Genomic DNA, 19,934 nt, shown 5'->3' with positions numbered 1-19,934 from the left:
CGTCTCCGATAGCGCAACGCCTGGTCAGCCAGGCTTTGCCGGAGGCGCCCTCTGGGCGCGCGCGTTTTTCCGGTTCCGATAATTTCAACAAGCGAGGAGGATCGCCATGGGCGTGACCAATCGGTTGGCCTGTTACTCCGACCCCGCCGACCACTATTCCCACCGGGTGCGTATCGTACTTGCAGAGAAGGGTGTCAGCGCCGAGATCATTTATGTGGAAGCTGGTCGCCAGCCGCCTAAACTGATTGAGGTGAACCCTTACGGAAGCCTGCCCACGCTGGTCGATCGTGACCTGGCGTTGTGGGAGTCGACCGTGGTGATGGAATATCTGGATGAGCGTTACCCGCACCCGCCATTGATGCCGGTTTATCCGGTGGCGCGTGCCAACAGTCGTCTGCTGATTCACCGTATTCAGCGTGACTGGTGTGGTCTGGTGGATCTGATACTTGATCCCAAGTCCAAGGAGGCCGCGCGTGTCGTGGCGCGTAAGGAATTGCGAGAAAGCCTGACGGGCGTGTCGCCGCTGTTTGCCGACAAGCCGTTTTTCCTCAGTGAGGAACAAAGTCTGGTGGATTGCTGCCTATTGCCAATACTCTGGCGTTTGCCGATTCTGGGTATTGAACTGCCGCGGCCAGCCAAGCCGCTGCTTGATTATATGGAGCGCCAGTTTGCGCGTGAGGCTTTCCAGGCGAGTCTGTCTGGTGTCGAACGCGATATGCGCTAAGGCTTAAGGAGCCGCTATGAACTCCAGTCGACCTTATCTGGTCCGCGCGCTCTACGAGTGGATTGTGGATAACGATTGCACCCCGCACATGCTGGTCAACTCCGAGTACCCAGCGGTGCAGGTGCCGCAGGGTTTCGCCAGTGACGGGCAGATTGTCCTGAACATCTCGCCCAGCGCTGTGCGGCATCTGCACATGGACAACGACGTAGTGACCTTCGAAGGTCGCTTCGGTGGTGTCCCGCACAGTCTGTACGTGCCGATCAGCGCAATCCTGGGCATCTACGCCCGGGAGAACGGGCAGGGCATGGTGTTCGATATCGAGTCGCCGATGGATGACGAAGACGACATCGAGCCGGATGACGACTTGCCGCCACCGGACAGCGAGCCACCGCGCCCTAGCGGCCGGCCAAGTTTGAAAGTGGTGAAGTAATAAAAAAGGCGATCCGGATGGATCGCCTTTTTTGTGTGCGCGTTTCAGCTATCAGTCGATGTATTCGAACAGTTTCACGATCTTCTGCACGCCGGAAACACCCTGGACCAGATTGGTTGCCTGGGTGGCTTCCTGTTTGGTCAGCAGGCCCAGCAGGTAAACGATGCCGTTCTCGGTCACAACCTTGATGCGCGAGCCCGGAATACTGGCGTCGGTGAGCATCTGTGTCTTGATCTTGGTGGTCAGCCACGCGTCGTTCTGGCGAGCCAGCAAGGAGGAGGGCTGCAGCACTTGCAGTTCGTTGTGCACCTTCTTCACGCGCTGCACATTGGCGGCGGCCTGTTCGGCCTTGGCCTTGAGGTCTTCGCGCGGCGTTTGACCCGCCAGCAGCACTACGCCGTTGAAGCTGGTGGCGACGATGTGCGAGTCGTTGTCCAGCGCCGGATCGGCCTTGGCGATGTTCACGCCTACTTTGGTTTCGATCAGCGAATCGTCGATCTTGCTGCCGAAGGTACGGGTGCCGCGGTCGTCTTCGATCGGCGCTTCACGGCTGGCGTTCACCACCGAGGTGCAGCCGCTGATGCCGAGGCACAGGGTCAAGGCCAGAAGGCCAAGGCGATTAGGGGTCATTCTTCACTCCCGAACAGTTGGCTGTCGATCAGATCGCAGAGGCAATGGATCGCCAGCAAGTGGACTTCTTGAATACGTGCAGTGACGTTGGCCGGTACGCGAATCTCGACGTCCTCGGGCAACAGCAGCGACGCCATGCCGCCGCCATCGCGTCCGGTCAAAGCTACGACAATCATTTCGCGATCATGTGCGGCCTGGATCGCTTGAATAATGTTCGCCGAGTTACCGCTGGTCGAAATAGCCAGCAAAACATCGCCTGGCTGACCGAGCGCACGGATCTGCTTGGAGAACACTTCGTTGTAGCTGTAGTCGTTGGCGATCGAGGTGATCGTCGATGTGTCGGTGGTCAGGGCGATGGCTGGCAGGCTCGGGCGCTCGCGCTCGAAGCGGTTGAGTAACTCCGAGGAAAAGTGCTGCGCATCGCCGGCGGAGCCGCCGTTGCCGCACGAAAGCATTTTGCCTTCGTTGAGCAGGGCGTTGACCATGATCTGGCTGGCTTGCTCGATGTGCGGTGCAAGTACGTCCATCGCCTGTTGCTTGGTGTCGATACTGGCCTGGAAAAGCTGGCGAATTCGGGATTGCATGTCCATCTGTGTGACCTTAAGTAGCGCGGCTGTCCGGCACGTGAATGTGCAGCCCGCAAAGCAAAGAGCAAAATGTGTCGGATGAAAAAGTCCGGGTTGGATGCAGATCAACTGTCGAAAGCATTCTGCAACCAGTTCAACTGACTCGGATGGCTGTCGATGGCCACCACGTCGAAGCGGCAGGGGGAATTGGCCCAGCGCGTCTCGCGCTGAAGAAAATACTGCGCAGCGAAAATCAGTTTCTGCTGCTTGCGCCCATCGATGCTAGCGAGCGCGCCACCCCATTGAGTGTTTTTTCTGTAGCGAACTTCAACGAATACTACTGTATCGCCATCAAGCATGACCAGATCAAGCTCGCCGCGTTTGCATAACCAGTTCTGCGCCAACAGTCGCAGCCCCTGTTTCTGCAGATGCTCGAGCGCATGGCGCTCGGCATCTTTACCGCTTTGCGAGCGTGACCTGTCGGGCATTAGCGCGCGGTGTCCGGCAGGCGTTGAATTTGACCGCTGACAAACTGCGCCCAAGGCAACTGACGCACAACACGCTGAGTCTGAGTCATGCCGAGGCTGCCCGACTGCCCTTCGATGCGGCTGTCCGGCAGGGCTTTGAGTTGGCCCAAACGCGGCGCCAGACGATAGGCGTCGACGCCCATGGCATACAGGCGGCCGAGGCTGCCGGCGGCTTGTGGCCACTGTGCGGTGACTTGCTGGCGCAGCGGATCGTTGGCTTCCAGTAGCCATGGGGTTTCGCAGAAGCGAATGCCGTTCATGTCGTTGTACTGGTTCACATCGCCGCTGGCGCTGTACACGTGGGAGGTCGCGTAAACCGGAACATCACCAGCGTACTGGAAGTTCAGGGTCGGCTTGATCTGCTGCGCTTGCTGTGGAGTGGCAGCAAGGAAGATGAACTCAATGTCCTGACGACGCGAAGGCTGTGCGGCGACGTTGGTGCCAGCCGCATTCTGCAGGCTCTTGGCGCGGGCTTCGCTCTGGCGCAACTGGAACATGTCGGCGATCTGCTGGGCGAGTTGCACCGGCTGATCAACACGCTCTGTGGCAACGATGCTGCCGCCATTGGCTTGCCAGTCCTGGCTGAACGCACGCAGCACGCGGTCACCCCATTCGCCTTTGGGCACCATGATTGCGGCGCGGTGCAGGCCGTCGGCGCGGGCGCGACGGGAGACTTCGCGGGCTTCGTCTTCAGCGGCCAGACCAAACTGGAACAGTTGCGCCGGGCCTTGATCGCCTTCGCTGTAGTTCAGCGCCAGGGTGGTGATTGGTAGTTGCGGGCGGGTGCTCAGTTGTTTGACCAGTGGTTTTTCCAGCGGGCCAACGACCAATTGCACGCCGTCTGCCTGAGCCTTGCGGTAGAACTCGTCCATCGAGGTCAGTTTCGAGCTGTCGTAGAACTCGATGGCTGGTGGTTTCTGCCCGGCCTGTTGAGCCTGGTAGTGCGCGGCCATGAAACCTTCACGCAATGCTTTGCCGACTGAAGCCAGCTGGCCGTCTTGCGGCAGCAGCAGGGCGATTTTGCTCAGGGGCTGGCTGGCCAGTTCCTTGAGCTTGGTCAGCGGCAGTGGCAGGTTGATCGCTGCTGGGTGCTTTGGATTCTGTGCGCGCCAGGTGTCGATAGCGGCCTGCTGCTGCTCCAGGGTGCCAGCGGTTTTAACCGCCTGCGCCAGAGCCATCCAGCCACCGAGGTCATCGGTGCTGTTTGGTTGCAATTGGTCGGTCGGCAGCGAGGCAATCAGTGTCCAGATCGCTTCGTGGTTCTTGCTCGCGGCTTCGCCTTGCAGCATCGGCGCAATGAAGATGCGCTCGCGGGCGGCGGCCAGCGTCTGGCCATCGGCTTCGAGGGCGCGGGCATGAACGGTGCCGGTGCGCACCTGCTGCTCTTCCGGCATCTCACCCAGCTTTTGCAGGCTCGGGTGGCTCAGTGCGGTCAGCGCGGCTTTCGGCTGATTGCGGGTCATGGCCAGTTCGGCGGCCAACGTGTTAGCAAAAATCTGCTGCCCCGGCTTTAGCTGTTCAACGGGCACTTGTTGCAGGATTTGCGCGGACTGTCCGGCATTGCCCTGACGATAAGCCAGATCCGCTGCGCTCAGGCGCAGCAGGGCGGCTTTTTCCGGGGTTTTAGCCTGGGTAGCCTGTTCGAGCAGTTGCTCGATGCTGGCATCCGGAGTCCGTGGAAGTTCGCCAAGGCTGGAGGAAGGGGAGCTGGCGCAGGCCGCCAAAAGGGCAGCGAGGCAGAGGGCAGTGAACAGCCGCAGGCAAGCGATCATGTAAGTGTTCCTGATACTCGATCAAATTAGCGTGGAATTGTACCCAAGCACTGGCCGGGGCGCGATGTTAGTGGCGTGAAACAGTCAATTTAGCTGGAGTAAATGTTGCGGAGCCGCACATCTGCGCGCAAAACCGTGTGCGGGCAGAGCGCATCGCAAGCCTCGTGACGCGTTACAATGCCGGCTTTTACCGATCATGAGGTGTGCGCTTTGACTGCTCCAGGTCCTTTGAATTCCGCTGCTGGCTCGCTTTATGTGGTGGCGACGCCCATCGGCAACCTGGACGACATCAGCGCCCGGGCACTGAAAATTCTCCGCGAAGTGGCATTGATTGCTGCCGAGGACACGCGTCACTCGCAGCGACTGATGCAGCACTTCGGTATCTCCACGCCGTTGGCCGCTTGCCACGAACATAACGAACGAGATGAAGGTAGCCGCTTTATTACTCGTTTGCTGGCGGGCGACAACGTTGCGCTGATTTCCGATGCCGGTACGCCGCTGATTTCCGATCCGGGCTATCACCTTGTGCGTCAGGCCCGTGCCGCGGGGATCAATGTGGTGCCGGTGCCCGGCGCTTGCGCCTTGATCGCGGCATTGTCGGCGGCAGGCCTGCCATCCGACCGATTCATCTTCGAAGGTTTTCTGCCGGCCAAGTCGGTTGGGCGCAAGGCGCGCCTGGAAGCGGTTAAGGAAGAGCCGCGCACGCTGATTTTCTACGAGGCCCCGCATCGCATTCTTGAATGTCTGCAGGATATGGAGGCGGTGTTCGGTGGTGAGCGCCAGGCATTGCTGGCTCGTGAGATAACCAAAACCTTCGAAACCCTCAAAGGATTGCCCCTGGCTGAATTGCGCGCGTTCGTCGAGTCCGACAGCAATCAGCAGCGCGGCGAGTGCGTGGTGTTGGTCGCAGGCTGGACAGCGCCGGAGTCTGAAGACGCCGTTAGCAGCGAGGCGATGCGCGTCCTCAATCTGTTGCTCGAAGAGATGCCGCTCAAGCGTGCCGCTGCGTTGGCAGCGCAGATCACCGGTGAGCGCAAAAACGTGCTGTATCAGGTCGCGCTGGACAAACAGAAAGACGTGTAAGCCGTCGCCCATAGCGGTCTTGGGGCTTTTAGCGCTTGTTCTTCGGCCGCTCTGCCGTTAACCTTCGCGGCGGAGAGTCGATCGGACAGTCGCTGCCCTCTATGAAAATTAGGGGGGGGAGGAAAGTCCGGGCTCCATAGGGCGAAGTGCCAGGTAATGCCTGGGAGGCGTGAGCCTACGGAAAGTGCCACAGAAAATAACCGCCTAAGCGCTTCGGCGACGGTAAGGGTGAAAAGGTGCGGTAAGAGCGCACCGCACGTCTGGCAACAGTTCGTGGCTAGGTAAACCCCACTTGGAGCAAGACCAAATAGGGTCCCAAGGCGTGGCCCGCGCTGGGACCGGGTAGGTTGCTAAAGATGTCCAGTGATGGCCATCGTAGACGAATGACTGTTCAAGACAGAACCCGGCTTACAGATCGACTCTCCACCTTTTTCTTTCCCTGCTTGAATCAGTGTTATCGGGGCTGTGTATTATCAGCAGGCCCACGCTGAAAGTTCGGCAGCGGCAAATGCAGTAATAGCCATTTCCCACCCTGCTTCAATCAACAGCAGAAGCGCCTTCGTAATACCGAAAAAATCTTACTCTTAACAAATTACTTTAACTTTCGAGCGCAGCTTTCAGTGCTGCATCAAGTTATGGGTCAAAAGTCTCCGCCAGATTCTCGTTGTGCCTCCTTTTATGCTCCTAAATCTCCGTTCTGTAAGGGTTTTCCTTTAATCCGCGCCTTGACGGTGTGGTGGGCGCATTCCTATAGTGTGCGCAAGTGGCGGAAAGTGGCATGAAGTGGGTTTTTTGAGCTCAAAACGATAAAAATTGGAGAAACGCAGACGTGTTTCGCGGAGCTAACGCTATCAGTCTCGATGCAAAGGGCCGTCTCGCTATGCCGAGCCGGTACCGTGACGAGCTCGATTCGCGCAGTTCCGGCCAATTGATCGTCACCATTGATGCCGTTGATCCGTGTCTGTGTGTCTATCCGCTCGACGAGTGGGAAATTATTGAAACCAAGTTGCGCGCACTCCCTTCGCTTCGCGAAGAGAACCGTCGCCTGCAACGTTTATTGATTGGTAATGCCGTCGACCTCGAACTCGATGGCAGCGGTCGTTTTCTGGTTCCACCGCGTCTGCGCGAATACGCCAAGCTTGATAAGAAAGCGATGCTGGTGGGCCAACTGAACAAGTTCCAATTGTGGGACGAGGATGCATGGAACGCGGTATCTGCCGCTGACCTTGCTGCCATTCAACAACCGGGCGCGATGCCTGATGAACTGCGTGATTTGATCCTGTGACTATTGATAGCGGCTTTAACCACATCACCGTACTGCTTGACGAAGCCGTCGAGGCTCTCGCCGTACGTCCTGATGGCTGCTATCTGGACGGCACGTTCGGGCGCGGCGGGCACAGTCGGTTGATCCTCAGCCAGCTCGGGACTGACGGGCGACTCATCGGATTCGACAAGGATCCACAAGCGATTGCCACCGGGCAAACGCTAGCGGCCGAAGACGGCCGCTTTGTCGTTGTGCAGCGCAGCTTTGCCGAGCTCGGTTCGGTCGTCGCCGAACGTGGTCTGGCCGGCAAGGTCAGCGGCATCCTGCTCGACCTGGGCGTGTCTTCGCCGCAGCTCGACGACGCTGAACGCGGCTTCAGTTTCCTCAACGACGGCCCGCTCGACATGCGCATGGATCCGTCCCGTGGCATCAGCGCTGCCGAGTTCGTTAACACCGCGCCGGCTGAGGAAATCGCCCGTGTGTTCAAGGAATACGGCGAAGAGCGTTTCTCCGGTCGCATGGCTCGCGCCGTCGCCGAGCGTCGCGATATCAAGCCTTTCGAGCGCACCGCCGATCTGGCTGAAGTACTCAAGGTTGCCAACCCGGCTTGGGAGAAGGGCAAGAACCCGGCTACCCGTGCGTTCCAGGGTTTGCGTATTCACGTCAACAACGAGCTGGGCGATCTGGAAGCCGGCCTTGAAGCCGCACTGGACGCCCTGGAAGTCGGCGGCCGTCTGGTCGTGATCAGCTTCCACTCGCTGGAAGACCGCATCGTCAAACTGTTCATGCGCAAGCTGGTGAAAGGCGAAGCCGACAACCTGCCGCGCAACCTGCCGGTTCGCCACGTAGCGTTCGAACCGAAAATCAAAGTCCATGGCAAAGCGCAGACGGCCTCCGACGCCGAACTCAAAGCCAACCCACGTTCCCGTAGCGCCGTCATGCGCGTCGCGGAGAAGTTGCGGTGAGCAAGCTTTTCGCCAAGCCACTGCCCGGCGGCAGCTTTTTCATGCTGCTGCTGTTTGTCGGCGTGCTCGTGTCGGCCATCGGCGTGTCTTACAGCGCGCATTGGAACCGCCAGTTGCTCAACAACCTTTACAACGAACTCAGCGTGCGCGACAAGGCGCAGGCCGAGTGGGGCCGGCTGATTCTTGAGCAAAGCACCTGGACCGCGCACAGCCGGATCGAAGTGCTGGCCACCGAACAATTGAAGATGCACATCCCGGGCGCGGCTGACGTGAAGATGGTGGCGCCATGATGAAACTCGAAGGCGCACTCTTCCCTTGGCGCTTCCGTCTGATGGTGGCGTTGCTCGGCGTGATGGTTGCGGCGATCTGCTGGCGCATCATCGACCTGCAAGTGGTTGACCGTGACTTCCTCAAAGGCCAGGGCGACGCGCGCAGTCTTCGTCACATCCCGATTCCTGCTCACCGTGGTCTGATCACCGACCGTAACGGCGAGCCGTTGGCCGTGAGTACCCCGGTGACCACGCTGTGGGCCAACGCCAAGGAAATGCAGACCGCCAAAGAGAAGTGGCCGGCACTGGCCGCCGCGTTGGGTCAGGACCCGAAAGCCCTGACCGAGCGCCTCGAAGCGCAAGCCAACAAAGAATTCATTTATCTGGTGCGCGGGTTGACCCCCGAGCAGGGCCAGTCTGTGCTCGACCTTAAAGTGCCGGGCGTCTACGGCATCGAAGAATTCCGCCGGTTCTATCCGGCCGGTGAAGTCACGGCGCACATGGTCGGCTTTACCGACATCGATGATCACGGTCGCGAAGGTGTCGAACTGGCTTATGACGAATGGCTCGCCGGTGTACCCGGCAAGCGGCAGGTCATCAAGGATCGGCGCGGACGGCTGATCAAGGATGTCCAGGTCACCAAAAACGCCAAGGCCGGCAAGCCCTTGGCGTTGTCCATTGACCTGCGTCTGCAATATCTGGCCAACCGCGAACTGCGTAACGCGATCATCGAGAACGGCGCCAAGGCCGGCAGCCTGGTGATCATGGACGTGAAGACCGGCGAAATTCTGGCCATGGTCAACCAGCCGACCTACAACCCGAACAACCGCCGCAACCTGCAGCCGGCAATGATGCGTAACCGCGCGATGATCGACGTGTTCGAACCGGGTTCGACCATGAAAGCCATCTCGATGAGTGCTGCCATCGAGTCCGGCCGCTGGAAACCGACCGACACCGTCGAGGTGTATCCGGGCACTCTGCAGATCGGCAAGTACACGATCAAGGACGTTTCCAAGAGCGAAGGCCCGGTGCTGGACATGACCGGCATCCTGATCAATTCCAGTAACGTCGGCATGAGTAAGGTCGCGTTCGATATTGGCGGTGAAACCATTTACCGTCTCGCGCAGAAAGTCGGTCTGGGCCAGGACACCGGCCTCGGCTTCCCGGGCGAGCGCGTCGGCAACCTGCCGAACTACCGCGATTGGCGCAAGGCTGAAACCGCGACGCTGTCTTACGGCTACGGTATTTCCGTGACCGCGATTCAGCTGGTTCACGCCTTCTCTGCGTTGGCCAACAACGGTCGCCTCGCGCCGCTCACCCTGATCAAAACCGACAAGCCGCCGCAGACCACTCAGGTGCTTCCTGAAGCTGTCGCGAAAACCATGCAGGGCATGTTGACCCAAGTGATTGAGGCCCCACGCGGCGTTTTCCGTGCGCAGGTGCCGGCGTATCACGTGGCCGGCAAGTCGGGTACTGCGCGCAAGACCTCGGTCGGCACCAAGGGCTACGCCGAAAACTCTTACCGTTCGCTGTTCGCCGGTTTCGGCCCGATGAGCGATCCGCGTTACGCCATTGTTGTGGTGATCGATGAACCGTCCAAGGCCGGTTACTTCGGTGGTCTGGTATCGGCGCCGGTTTTCAGCCGTGTGATGTCCGGCACCCTGCGTCTGATGAACGTGACTCCGGACAATCTGCCGACCACGCAACAGGCCAACGCCACCCCGGTTATTCCGCTGAAAGCCAATGGAGGGCGCGGCTGATGTCATTAAGTCTGAACAAAATATTCCCCCACGCCGGCCACGATCTGTTGATCCGTGAATTGGCGCTGGACAGCCGTAACGTGCGCGCGGGTGATTTGTTCCTCGCGGTGCCGGGCGGCAAATTCGATGGCCGTGCGCACATTGCCGATGCACTGGCGCGCGGCGCTGCCGCTGTGGCCTATGAAGTGGAGGGCGCTACCGTCCTGCCTATCACTGACGTTCCGTTGATTCCGGTCAAGGGGCTCGCGGCGCAGTTGTCAGATATCGCCGGGCGTTTTTACGGCGAACCAAGCCATCATCTGAACTTGATCGGCGTCACCGGCACCAACGGTAAAACCAGCGTGACCCAACTGGTCGCGCAGGCATTGGATCTGCTTGGTCAGCATTGCGGCATTGTCGGCACCCTCGGTTCCGGCTTCTATGGCGCATTGGAAAGCGGTCTGCACACCACGCCGAACCCGATTGCCGTGCAAGCGACTTTGGGCGACCTGAAAAAGGCCGGCGCGAAAGCCGTGGCCATGGAAGTCTCGTCCCATGGTCTGGATCAAGGCCGGGTGACTGCGCTGGCGTTCGACGTGGCAGTGATGACCAACCTGTCCCGCGATCACCTCGATTATCACGGCACCATGGAGGCTTACGCCGAGGCCAAGGCCCGGCTGTTCGCCTGGAATGATCTGAAGTGCCGCGTGGTCAACCTCGACGACGATTTCGGCCGGCAACTGGCTGCTGAAAAACGTGAGTCGCGCTTGATCACCTATAGCCTGCTCGACAGCAGCGCTTATCTGTTCTGTCGCGAAGCGCAGTTCGACGACCACGGCGTACGCGCCACGCTGGTGACGCCGCAGGGCGAACATCATCTGCGCAGCACCTTGCTCGGTCGTTTCAACCTGAGCAACGTACTGGCTGCGGTCGGTGCTTTGCTCGGCCTGGATTACGCACTCGACGAAATTCTCAAAGTGTTGCCGAAGCTCGAAGGCCCGGCCGGACGCATGCAGCGTCTTGGCGGCGGTACTCAGCCGCTGGTGGTGGTTGATTACGCCCACACCCCGGATGCGCTGGAAAAAGTTCTCACGGCATTGCGTCCGCACGTCAAAGGTCAGTTGCTGTGCCTGTTCGGCTGTGGCGGTGATCGTGATCGTGGCAAGCGTCCGTTGATGGCCGAAGTGGTCGAGCGTCTGGCCGATCAAGTGCTGGTCACCGATGACAATCCGCGCACCGAAGACCCGGCAGTGATTTTCGATGACATCCGTGCCGGTTTTACCGCTGTGGATAAAGTCACGTTCGTGGCTGGCCGTGGTCAGGCCATCGCGCAATTGATTGCCGCTGCTTCGGCCGATGACGTGATTGTGCTGGCTGGCAAAGGTCACGAGGACTATCAGGAAATCAACGGCGAGCGCCATGCCTTCTCTGATCTGGTCGAGGCCGATCACGCCTTGACCGCTTGGGAGGTGGCCCATGCTTAAAGCCCTGAAACTCAGTGAATTGACCAACGCGCTCGACGCACGCTTGATCAGCGCCGATGCCAGTTTCGACGGTGTGAGCATCGACAGCCGCGCGATCAAGCCTGGCCAACTGTTTATTGCCCTGACCGGCCCGCGTTTCGATGGTCACGATTATCTGAACGACGTCGCCACCAAAGGCGCCGTAGCAGCGCTGGTCGAGCGTGAAGTCGCCGACAGCACGTTGCCGCAGCTGTTGGTCAAGGATACCCGTCAGGCCTTGGGCCAATTGGGTGCCTTGAACCGCGCCGCCTTCACTCAGCCAGTGGCTGCCGTGACCGGTTCCAGTGGCAAGACCACGGTCAAGGAAATGCTCGCAAGCATCCTGCGCACGCGCGGCCCGGTGCTGGCGACCCGTGGCAATCTGAACAATGACCTCGGCGTACCGCTGACCCTGATCGAACTGGCCGCGGAACACACCTCGGCCGTGATCGAACTGGGCGCTTCGCGTCTGGGTGAAATCGCCTACACGGTCGGGCTGACCAAGCCGCATGTGGCGATCCTCAACAATGCCGGCACCGCTCACGTCGGTGAGTTCGGCGGCCCGGAAAAAATCGTCGAAGCCAAAGGTGAAATCATCGAAGGTCTGGCGGCTGATGGCATCGCCGTGCTGAATCTCGACGACAAGGCCTTCGGTATCTGGAAGACCCGCGCGGGTGCTCGCAAAGTGCTGACCTTCGCCCTGAGCAATTCGCAAGCTGACTTCTACGCCAGCGACCTGAGCACCGATGCCCGGGGTTGCCCGGCGTTCAATCTGCACACGCCTGAAGGTTCGGAGCGCGTTCAACTGAATCTGCTCGGCACCCATAACGTCGCCAACTCGATGGCCGCTGCTGCTGCCGCACATGCGTTGGGCGTGTCGCTGTTCGGCATCGCCACCGGGCTTGGCGCGGTGCAACCGGTCAAGGGCCGCACCGTCGCGCAACTGGCGAAAAACGGCATGCGCGTGATCGATGACACTTACAACGCAAACCCCACCTCAATGTGCGCGGCCGTTGATATACTCGCCGGCTTTTCCGGCCGCACCGTCCTGGTGCTCGGAGATATCGGCGAGTTGGGCGATTGGGCGGAGCAGGGGCACCGCGACGTGGGCGAATACGCCCGGGGCAAGGTTTCCGCGCTTTATGCCGTTGGGCCGAACATGGTTCACGCCGTAAACGCTTTCGGTGAACAGGCGCATCACTTCGGCACGCAAGCCGAACTGATCCAGGCCCTCGACGCCGAGCAGGACACAAACACCACCATTTTGATCAAGGGTTCGCGCAGTGCAGCGATGGAAAACATCGTTGCGGCTCTGTGCGGGTCCAGTCTGGAGAAACATTAATGCTGCTGCTGCTAGCGGAGTATCTGCAACAGTTCTACAAAGGCTTCGCGGTCTTTCAGTACCTGACCCTGCGCGGGATTCTCGGTGTGCTGACCGCGCTGGTTTTGTCGCTGTGCTATGGCCCGTGGATGATCCGCACTTTGCAGAACCGTCAGATCGGTCAATCCGTTCGTAACGACGGCCCGCAATCGCACCTGTCCAAGTCGGGTACTCCGACCATGGGCGGCGCACTGATTCTGTCTTCTATCGGCGTCAGCACCTTGCTCTGGGCTGACCTGAGCAACCGTTATGTCTGGACCGTACTGCTGGTGACCTTGTTGTTCGGCGCCATCGGTTGGGTTGACGATTACCGCAAAGTCATCGAGAAGAACTCCCGTGGCCTACCGAGCCGCTGGAAGTATTTCTGGCAGTCGGTGTTTGGCCTCGGCGCGGCGATCTTCCTTTATATGACCGCCAGCACGCCGGTAGAAACCACGTTGATCCTGCCGATGCTCAAGGACTACAGCATTCCGCTGGGCCTGGGCTTCATCGTGCTGACCTACTTTGTGATCGTCGGTTCGAGCAACGCGGTCAACCTGACCGACGGCCTCGACGGTTTGGCGATCATGCCAACCGTGATGGTCGGCGGTGGCCTGGGCATTTTCTGCTACCTGTCGGGTAACGTGAAATTCGCCGAATACCTGTTGATTCCTTATGTGCCGGGTGCGGGCGAACTGATCGTGTTCTGCGGCGCATTGATCGGTGCCGGTCTGGGGTTCCTCTGGTTCAACACCTATCCGGCCCAAGTATTCATGGGCGACGTCGGCGCACTGGCGCTGGGTGCTGCACTGGGCACCATCGCGGTGATCGTCCGTCAGGAAATCGTCCTGTTCATCATGGGCGGCGTGTTCGTGATGGAAACCTTGTCGGTCGTCATCCAGGTTGCGTCCTTTAAGTTGACCGGTCGCCGCGTGTTCCGCATGGCACCGATTCACCACCACTTTGAACTCAAGGGCTGGCCCGAGCCGCGTGTGATCGTCCGTTTCTGGATCATCACCGTGATTCTCGTGTTGGTTGGCCTTGCCACCCTGAAGCTGAGGTAGAACGAGTGTCTCTGATCGCTTCTGACCACTTCCGCATCGTTGTCGGCCTCGGCAAGAGCGGCATGTCCCTGGTTCGCTTCCTGGCGAACCGGGGCACGTCGTTTGCTGTGGCTGACACGCGGGAAAATCCACCGGAACTGGCCACGCTCAAGCGTGACTATCCGCACGTGGAAGTGCGTTGTGGCGAGCTGGACGTCGAATTCCTGTGCCGTGCCGACGAGCTCTACGTGAGCCCCGGTCTGGCGCTGGCGACCCCGGCCCTGCAAGCCGCCGCGGCCCGTGGCGTGAAACTGTCCGGTGACATCGAGCTGTTCGCGCGTAACGCGCAGGCGCCGATCGTGGCCATCAGCGGTTCCAACGCGAAAAGCACCGTCACCACGCTGGTTGGCGAGATGGCGGCTGCGGCCGGCAAGCGCGTGGCGGTGGGCGGCAACCTCGGTACGCCGGCGCTGGATCTGCTCAGTGACGATGTCGAGCTGTACGTGATGGAGCTGTCGAGTTTCCAGCTGGAAACCACCGACCAGCTCAACGCCGAAGTGGCTACCGTTCTGAACATCAGCGAAGACCACATGGATCGCTACAGCGGTCTGCCGGCCTATCACCTGGCCAAGCACCGGATCTTCCGTGGCGCGAAGCAGTTCGTGGTCAACCGTCAGGACGCGCTGACCCGTCCGCTGATGGGTGAGGGCCAGCCGTGCTGGACCTTCGGCCTGAGCAAACCTGATTTCAAGGCATTCGGTATCCGTGAAGAAGACGGCGAGAAGTATCTGGCCTTCGAATTCCAGAACCTGATGCCGGTGCGCGAATTGAAAATTCGTGGCGCCCACAACCAGTCCAACGCCTTGGCGGCGCTGGCGCTCGGCCATGCGGTCGGTCTGCCATTCGACGCCATGCTTTCGGCCCTGCGCACGTTCGCCGGCCTCGAACATCGCTGCCAGTGGGTGCGTGATCTGGACGGCGTCGCTTATTACAACGACTCCAAAGCCACCAACGTTGGCGCCGCACTGGCGGCCATCGAAGGCCTGGGTGCGGACATCGACGGCAAGGTCATTCTGATCGCCGGCGGTGACGGCAAGGGCGCCGAGTTCAATGATCTGCGTGATCCGGTGGCGGCCAACTGCCGCGCCGTGATCCTGATGGGCCGCGACTCGGACAAGATCGGTGACGCCATCGGCGATGCCGTGCCACTGATTCGCGCCACCTCGCTGGTTGAAGCCGTTGAGCAATGTCGCGCCGCCGCGCAAGCGGGCGACGTGGTGCTGCTGTCGCCGGCCTGCGCCAGTTTCGACATGTTCAAGAATTACGAAGACCGTGGTCACCAGTTCGTCCGCGCCGTGGAGGAACTGGCATGAGCCTGCTCAACATCATCAAGCCGTATCCGTCGCCGATCATCACCGGACGCGGGATCGACCTCGACTTCCCGATGCTTGCCGGTTGCCTGGCGTTGTTGGGGCTGGGCCTGATCATGATCGCCTCGGCATCGACCGAAGTCGCGGCGGCGCAGTCGGGCAGTCCGCTGTATTACATGATCCGTCACCTTATTTATGTGGTGCTGGGGCTGGGCGCGTGCATCGTCACCATGATGATTCCGATCGCCACCTGGCAGCGCCTCGGCTGGTTGATGCTGCTGGGTGCCTTTGGCTTGCTGGTGATGGTGATCATCCCGGGCATTGGCCGAGAGGTGAACGGTTCGATGCGCTGGATCGGTTTCAGCTTCTTCAACGTGCAGCCATCGGAAATCGCCAAAGTGTTCGTGGTGATCTACCTCGCCGGTTACCTGGTGCGGCGCCAGAAAGAAGTGCGCGAAAGCTGGATGGGCTTCTTCAAGCCATTCATCGTGCTGCTGCCGATGGCCGGCCTGTTGCTGATGGAGCCGGACTTCGGTGCCACCGTCGTCATGATGGGCGCTGCGGCGGCGATGCTGTTCCTCGGCGGGGTCGGCTTGTTCCGCTTCTCGCTGATGGTGGTGCTGGCGGTCGGGGCCGTGGTCTTGCTGATTCAAATGCAGCCGTACCGGATGGCGCGTCTTACCAACTTCGCCGACCCGTGGGCCGACCAGTTCGGTGCCGGTTACCAGTTGTCGCAAGCCTTGATCGCGTTCGGTCGCGGTGAGTGGCTGGGCGTGGGTCTGGGCAACAGCGTGCAGAAGCAGTTCTACCTGCCGGAAGCGCACACCGACTTCGTGTTCTCGGTGCTGGCCGAAGAGCTGGGCGCGGTGGGTTCGCTGTGCACCGTGGCGCTGTTCGTGTTCGTGTGTATTCGCGGCATGTACATCGGCTTGTGGGCCGAGAAAGCCAAACAGTTTTTTGCCGCTTATGTGGCTTACGGCTTGTCGTTCCTGTGGATCGGTCAGTTCCTGATCAACATCGGTGTGAACGTCGGCCTGCTGCCAACCAAAGGTCTGACCTTGCCGTTCCTCAGTTACGGCGGCAGTTCGTTGGTGATTTGCTGTGCCTGTCTCGGCTTGTTGCTGAGGATCGAGTGGGAGAGTCGAACCCACCTGGGCAGTGAAGAGATGGAATTCCATGAGAGCGACTTCGCCGAGGAGCCGAATCATGGGCGCTAACGTATTGATTATGGCCGGCGGAACCGGCGGCCACGTGTTCCCGGCGCTGGCCTGTGCCCGCGAGTTTCAGGCGCGCGGCTACACCGTGCACTGGCTCGGCACGCCACGCGGGATCGAGAACGAACTGGTCCCGGCCGCTGGGCTGGAACTGCATCGCATCAACGCCAGCGGCTTGCGCGGCAAGGGCAAGCTGTCGCTGCTCAAGGCGCCGTTCATGCTGCTTAAATCGGTGTGGCAGGCGCGCGCAATCATTCGTCGGCTGCGTCCGGTGTGTGTGGTTGGCTTCGGTGGTTATGTGACTGGCCCCGGTGGCCTCGCCGCGAAACTGGCTGGCGTGCCGGTGATTGTTCACGAGCAGAACGCTGTTGCCGGCACCGCCAATCGGTTGCTGGTGCCGTTCGCCGCCCGGGTGTGTGAAGCATTCCCCGACACCTTTACTCTGTCGGACAGCCGCCGTACCACCGGAAACCCGGTGCGCAGCGAGCTGTTCCTCGACACATCGCGACCTGCTCTGGCCGGTCGCAAAGCGCGTTTGCTGATCCTTGGCGGAAGCCTGGGCGCAGAACCGTTGAACAAGTTGCTGCCTGAAGCCCTGGCCCAAGTCGCTGCCGATTTGCGTCCAGAGGTGTTTCATCAGGCCGGCAAAAACCACGATGAAGTGACTGCAGAGCGCTACCGCGCCGCCGGCGTGGACGCGCAGGTGCAGCCGTTCATCAAAGACATGGCCCAGGCCTATGGCTGGGCTGACCTGGTGGTGTGCCGCGCAGGCGCGTTGACCATCAGTGAGCTGGCTGCCGCCGGTCTGCCCTCGATGCTGGTGCCTTTGCCCCACGCGATCGACGATCACCAGACCCGCAACGCCGATTATTTGGCCCGTGAAGGCGCTGCCTTCCTGATGCCGCAAAGAACGACTGGTGCCGCGGACCTTGCCGCGCGCCTGACAGAGGTCTTGATGCAACCGCAACGACTCGAAGAAATGGCCCAAGCGGCCCGCCGTCTGGCGAAACCCGATGCCACCCGTAGCGTGGTCGATACCTGTCTGGAGGTGGCCCATGGTTGAGAATCAGAAAGCCATGCCGCAACCGGAAATGCGCCGCATCCGTCGCATCCACTTCGTCGGCATCGGCGGCGTGGGCATGTGCGGCATTGCCGAAGTGTTGTTGAACCTGGGCTATGAAGTGTCCGGTTCCGACCTGAAAGCATCGCCGGTGACCGAGCGTCTGGAATCGTTCGGCGCGAAAATCTATATCGGCCACCGCGCCGAGAACGCCGCTGCTGCCGATGTGTTGGTGGTGTCGAGCGCCGTCAACACGTCCAACCCGGAAGTCGCGACCGCGCTGGAGCGCCGCATCCCGGTGGTGCCGCGTGCCGAAATGCTGGCTGAGCTGATGCGTTATCGCCACGGCATCGCCGTCGCCGGTACCCACGGCAAAACCACTACTACCAGTCTGATCGCTTCGGTGTTCGCTGCCGGTGGCCTCGATCCGACGTTCGTCATCGGTGGTCGTCTGAATGCCGCGGGCACCAATGCCCAGCTCGGCACCAGCCGTTACCTGATCGCCGAAGCCGACGAAAGCGACGCGAGCTTCCTGCATCTGCAACCTCTGGTGGCCGTGGTCACCAACATCGACGCCGACCACATGGCGACCTACGACGGTGACTTCAACAAACTGAAGAAAACCTTCGTCGAGTTCCTGCACAACCTGCCGTTCTACGGTTTGGCCGTGATGTGCCTGGACGATCCAGTGGTGCGCGAAATCCTGCCGCTGGTCAAACGTCCGACAGTGACTTACGGCTTCAGCGAAGACGCTGACGTGCGCGCAATCAATGTGCGCCAGCAAGGCATGCAGACGTTCTTCACTGTACTGCGTCCTGACCGCGAGCCGCTGGAAGTGTCGGTGAACATGCCCGGCAACCACAACGTGCTCAACTCTCTGGCGACCATCTGCATCGCCACCGACGAAGGCGTCAGTGATGAGGCCATCGTTCAGGGCCTGTCCGGGTTCCAGGGTGTCGGTCGACGCTTCCAGGTCTACGGCGAACTGCCGGTGGACGGCGGCCACGTGATGCTGGTCGACGACTACGGTCACCACCCGACCGAAGTCGCTGCCGTGATCAAAGCCGTGCGCGGTGGCTGGCCGGAGCGCCGTCTGGTGATGGTTTACCAGCCGCACCGTTACAGCCGCACTCGCGACCTGTACGACGACTTCGTCAATGTACTTGCCGACGCCAACGTGCTGCTGCTGATGGAAGTCTACCCGGCCGGCGAAGAACCGATCCCGGGCGCCGACAGCCGCAAGCTGTGCAACAGCATCCGTCAGCGCGGTCAGCTAGATCCGATCTACATCGAGCGTGGCGTCGATCTGGCGCCGCTGGTCAAGCCGCTGCTGCGTGCCGGCGACATTCTGCTGTGCCAGGGCGCCGGTGATATCGGCGGTCTCGCACCGAAACTGTTGAAAAGTGAGTTGTTCGCTGGCGCCGTGGCGGCGTCGGTCGAGGGGAAGTTGAAATGACTGCTGCCTACGCCAATCTGTCCTCCACTATCGCGCCGAAAGACTTCGGCCGTGTCGCCGTGCTTTTCGGTGGCCTGAGTGCCGAGCGTGAGGTTTCGTTGAAATCCGGTAACGCCGTGCTCGAGGCGCTGCAAAGCGCTGGCGTGGACGCGTTCGGCATCGACGTCGGCGCAGACTTTCTGCAGCGTCTGCTCAGCGAGAAAATCGACCGCGCCTTCATCATTCTCCACGGTCGCGGCGGCGAAGACGGCTCCATGCAGGGCCTGCTCGAATGCGCGGGCATCCCGTACACCGGCAGCGGCATCCTCGCTTCGGCACTGGCAATGGACAAACTGCGCACCAAGCAGGTCTGGCACAGCCTCGGGATTCCGACGCCGCGTCACGCCGTGCTGTGCAGCGAAGCCGATTGTATTTCGGCAGCGACGGAACTGGGCTTCCCTTTGATCGTCAAACCGGCGCATGAAGGTTCAAGTATCGGGATGGCCAAAGTGAGTTCTGCGTCCGAGTTGATCGACGCATGGAAAGCGGCCAGTACCTACGATTCGCAAGTCTTGGTTGAGCAATGGATTCAAGGTCCGGAGTTCACCATCGCCACCCTGCGTGACCAGGTGTTGCCTCCAATCGCCCTGGGTACACCGCACACGTTCTACGACTACGACGCCAAGTACATCGCCAACGATACCCAGTACCGCATTCCGTGCGGGCTGGATGCCGCCAAGGAACAGGAACTCATGGATCTCACGGCCAAGGCCTGTGAGGCGCTGGGTATCGCCGGTTGGGGCAGGGCGGACGTGATGCAGGACGCCGACGGGCAGTTCTGGTTCCTGGAAGTGAACACCGCACCGGGCATGACCGATCACAGTCTAGTGCCGATGGCGGCCCGTGCCGCCGGTCTGGATTTCCAGCAACTGGTTCTGGCCATTCTGGCCGCCAGTGTTGAAGACGCTAGAGGTTAAGACG

19 protein-coding genes and 1 other RNA gene are annotated in these 19,934 nt (G+C 60.5%); 16 read left to right on the top strand and 4 right to left on the bottom strand.

The annotated features are described in order from the left end of the window. Positions 1-106: 106 nt before the first annotated feature. The gene (locus ACA069_RS23565; protein ID WP_007961620.1) at positions 107-724 is read left to right on the top strand and encodes a glutathione S-transferase N-terminal domain-containing protein; all 618 of its coding nucleotides are present in this window, start codon (positions 107-109) and stop codon (positions 722-724) included. Between the two features lie 16 nt (positions 725-740). Further along, a complete protein-coding gene (locus ACA069_RS23560) occupies positions 741-1,154 on the top strand; it encodes a ClpXP protease specificity-enhancing factor (protein ID WP_016985146.1) in 414 nt (137 codons plus the stop codon). 51 nt (positions 1,155-1,205) lie between these two features. On the opposite strand, the gene ACA069_RS23555 is transcribed toward ACA069_RS23560, so the two are convergent. The 4 genes from ACA069_RS23555 to ACA069_RS23540 all read right to left on the bottom strand — a co-directional run bounded on the left by ACA069_RS23555 (position 1,206) and on the right by ACA069_RS23540 (position 4,649). Beyond that, on the bottom strand, positions 1,206-1,784 hold the full coding sequence (locus ACA069_RS23555) for a BON domain-containing protein (RefSeq protein WP_187678008.1): 579 nt from the start codon (positions 1,782-1,784) through the stop codon (positions 1,206-1,208). Next, on the bottom strand, positions 1,781-2,374 hold the full coding sequence (locus ACA069_RS23550) for a phosphoheptose isomerase (protein WP_008082788.1): 594 nt from the start codon (positions 2,372-2,374) through the stop codon (positions 1,781-1,783). Before ACA069_RS23550 ends, ACA069_RS23555 begins: the two co-directional genes overlap by 4 nt. A 101-nt stretch (positions 2,375-2,475) precedes the next feature. Then, positions 2,476-2,838, bottom strand: a complete 363-nt coding sequence (locus ACA069_RS23545) for a YraN family protein (RefSeq protein ID WP_187678007.1) — start codon at positions 2,836-2,838, stop codon at positions 2,476-2,478. After that, entirely contained in the window at positions 2,838-4,649 is a 1,812-nt protein-coding gene (locus ACA069_RS23540; protein WP_305439720.1) for a penicillin-binding protein activator, read from the bottom strand. Before ACA069_RS23540 ends, ACA069_RS23545 begins: the two co-directional genes overlap by 1 nt. 177 nt (positions 4,650-4,826) lie before the next feature. Between ACA069_RS23540 and rsmI the strand changes: the two genes are divergently transcribed. The 14 genes from rsmI (at position 4,827) to ACA069_RS23470 (ending at position 19,930) form a co-directional block, all read left to right on the top strand. Beyond that, positions 4,827-5,732 (top strand): 16S rRNA (cytidine(1402)-2'-O)-methyltransferase, encoded by a 906-nt coding sequence (gene rsmI, locus ACA069_RS23535; protein ID WP_187678005.1) that lies wholly within the window; start codon positions 4,827-4,829, stop codon positions 5,730-5,732. Between the two features lie 73 nt (positions 5,733-5,805). Then, positions 5,806-6,159: RNase P RNA component class A (gene rnpB / locus ACA069_RS23530), an RNA gene on the top strand. A 402-nt stretch (positions 6,160-6,561) separates the two neighbouring features. Beyond that, positions 6,562-7,017, top strand: a complete 456-nt coding sequence (gene mraZ, locus ACA069_RS23525; protein WP_042560992.1) for a division/cell wall cluster transcriptional repressor MraZ — start codon at positions 6,562-6,564, stop codon at positions 7,015-7,017. Further along, on the top strand, positions 7,014-7,961 hold the full coding sequence (gene rsmH, locus ACA069_RS23520) for a 16S rRNA (cytosine(1402)-N(4))-methyltransferase RsmH (RefSeq protein WP_497615331.1): 948 nt from the start codon (positions 7,014-7,016) through the stop codon (positions 7,959-7,961). The genes mraZ and rsmH overlap by 4 nt, the downstream gene beginning before the upstream one ends. After that, positions 7,958-8,251 (top strand): cell division protein FtsL, encoded by a 294-nt coding sequence (gene ftsL / locus ACA069_RS23515; protein WP_187678004.1) that lies wholly within the window; start codon positions 7,958-7,960, stop codon positions 8,249-8,251. Before rsmH ends, ftsL begins: the two co-directional genes overlap by 4 nt. Continuing rightward, positions 8,251-9,990, top strand: a complete 1,740-nt coding sequence (locus ACA069_RS23510; RefSeq protein ID WP_187678079.1) for a peptidoglycan D,D-transpeptidase FtsI family protein — start codon at positions 8,251-8,253, stop codon at positions 9,988-9,990. The genes ftsL and ACA069_RS23510 overlap by 1 nt, the downstream gene beginning before the upstream one ends. Beyond that, a complete protein-coding gene (locus tag ACA069_RS23505) occupies positions 9,990-11,453 on the top strand; it encodes a UDP-N-acetylmuramoyl-L-alanyl-D-glutamate--2,6-diaminopimelate ligase (RefSeq protein WP_187678003.1) in 1,464 nt (487 codons plus the stop codon). Before ACA069_RS23510 ends, ACA069_RS23505 begins: the two co-directional genes overlap by 1 nt. After that, entirely contained in the window at positions 11,446-12,813 is a 1,368-nt protein-coding gene (locus tag ACA069_RS23500; RefSeq protein ID WP_497615330.1) for a UDP-N-acetylmuramoyl-tripeptide--D-alanyl-D-alanine ligase, read from the top strand. Before ACA069_RS23505 ends, ACA069_RS23500 begins: the two co-directional genes overlap by 8 nt. After that, positions 12,813-13,895 (top strand): phospho-N-acetylmuramoyl-pentapeptide-transferase, encoded by a 1,083-nt coding sequence (gene mraY / locus ACA069_RS23495; protein WP_008082775.1) that lies wholly within the window; start codon positions 12,813-12,815, stop codon positions 13,893-13,895. The genes ACA069_RS23500 and mraY overlap by 1 nt, the downstream gene beginning before the upstream one ends. A gap of 5 nt (positions 13,896-13,900) precedes the next feature. Then, entirely contained in the window at positions 13,901-15,247 is a 1,347-nt protein-coding gene (gene murD, locus ACA069_RS23490; protein ID WP_187678000.1) for a UDP-N-acetylmuramoyl-L-alanine--D-glutamate ligase, read from the top strand. Then, positions 15,244-16,461: a putative lipid II flippase FtsW gene (ftsW, locus tag ACA069_RS23485; RefSeq protein ID WP_370872556.1), complete on the top strand. Its 1,218-nt coding sequence runs from the start codon at positions 15,244-15,246 to the stop codon at positions 16,459-16,461. Before murD ends, ftsW begins: the two co-directional genes overlap by 4 nt. After that, positions 16,451-17,521, top strand: coding sequence for an undecaprenyldiphospho-muramoylpentapeptide beta-N-acetylglucosaminyltransferase (gene murG / locus ACA069_RS23480; protein ID WP_187677999.1), 1,071 nt, complete (start codon positions 16,451-16,453; stop codon positions 17,519-17,521). The genes ftsW and murG overlap by 11 nt, the downstream gene beginning before the upstream one ends. After that, positions 17,514-18,974: a UDP-N-acetylmuramate--L-alanine ligase gene (murC, locus tag ACA069_RS23475; protein ID WP_305439712.1), complete on the top strand. Its 1,461-nt coding sequence runs from the start codon at positions 17,514-17,516 to the stop codon at positions 18,972-18,974. The genes murG and murC overlap by 8 nt, the downstream gene beginning before the upstream one ends. Next, positions 18,971-19,930: a D-alanine--D-alanine ligase gene (locus ACA069_RS23470; RefSeq protein WP_401272184.1), complete on the top strand. Its 960-nt coding sequence runs from the start codon at positions 18,971-18,973 to the stop codon at positions 19,928-19,930. Before murC ends, ACA069_RS23470 begins: the two co-directional genes overlap by 4 nt. The last annotated feature ends 4 nt before the right edge of the window (positions 19,931-19,934 follow it).

The organism is Pseudomonas sp. LBUM1652 (genome assembly GCF_059716105.1).
The sequence above is the reverse complement of the archived record's forward strand: the minus strand, read 5'-3'. Positions and strand labels throughout refer to the sequence as shown.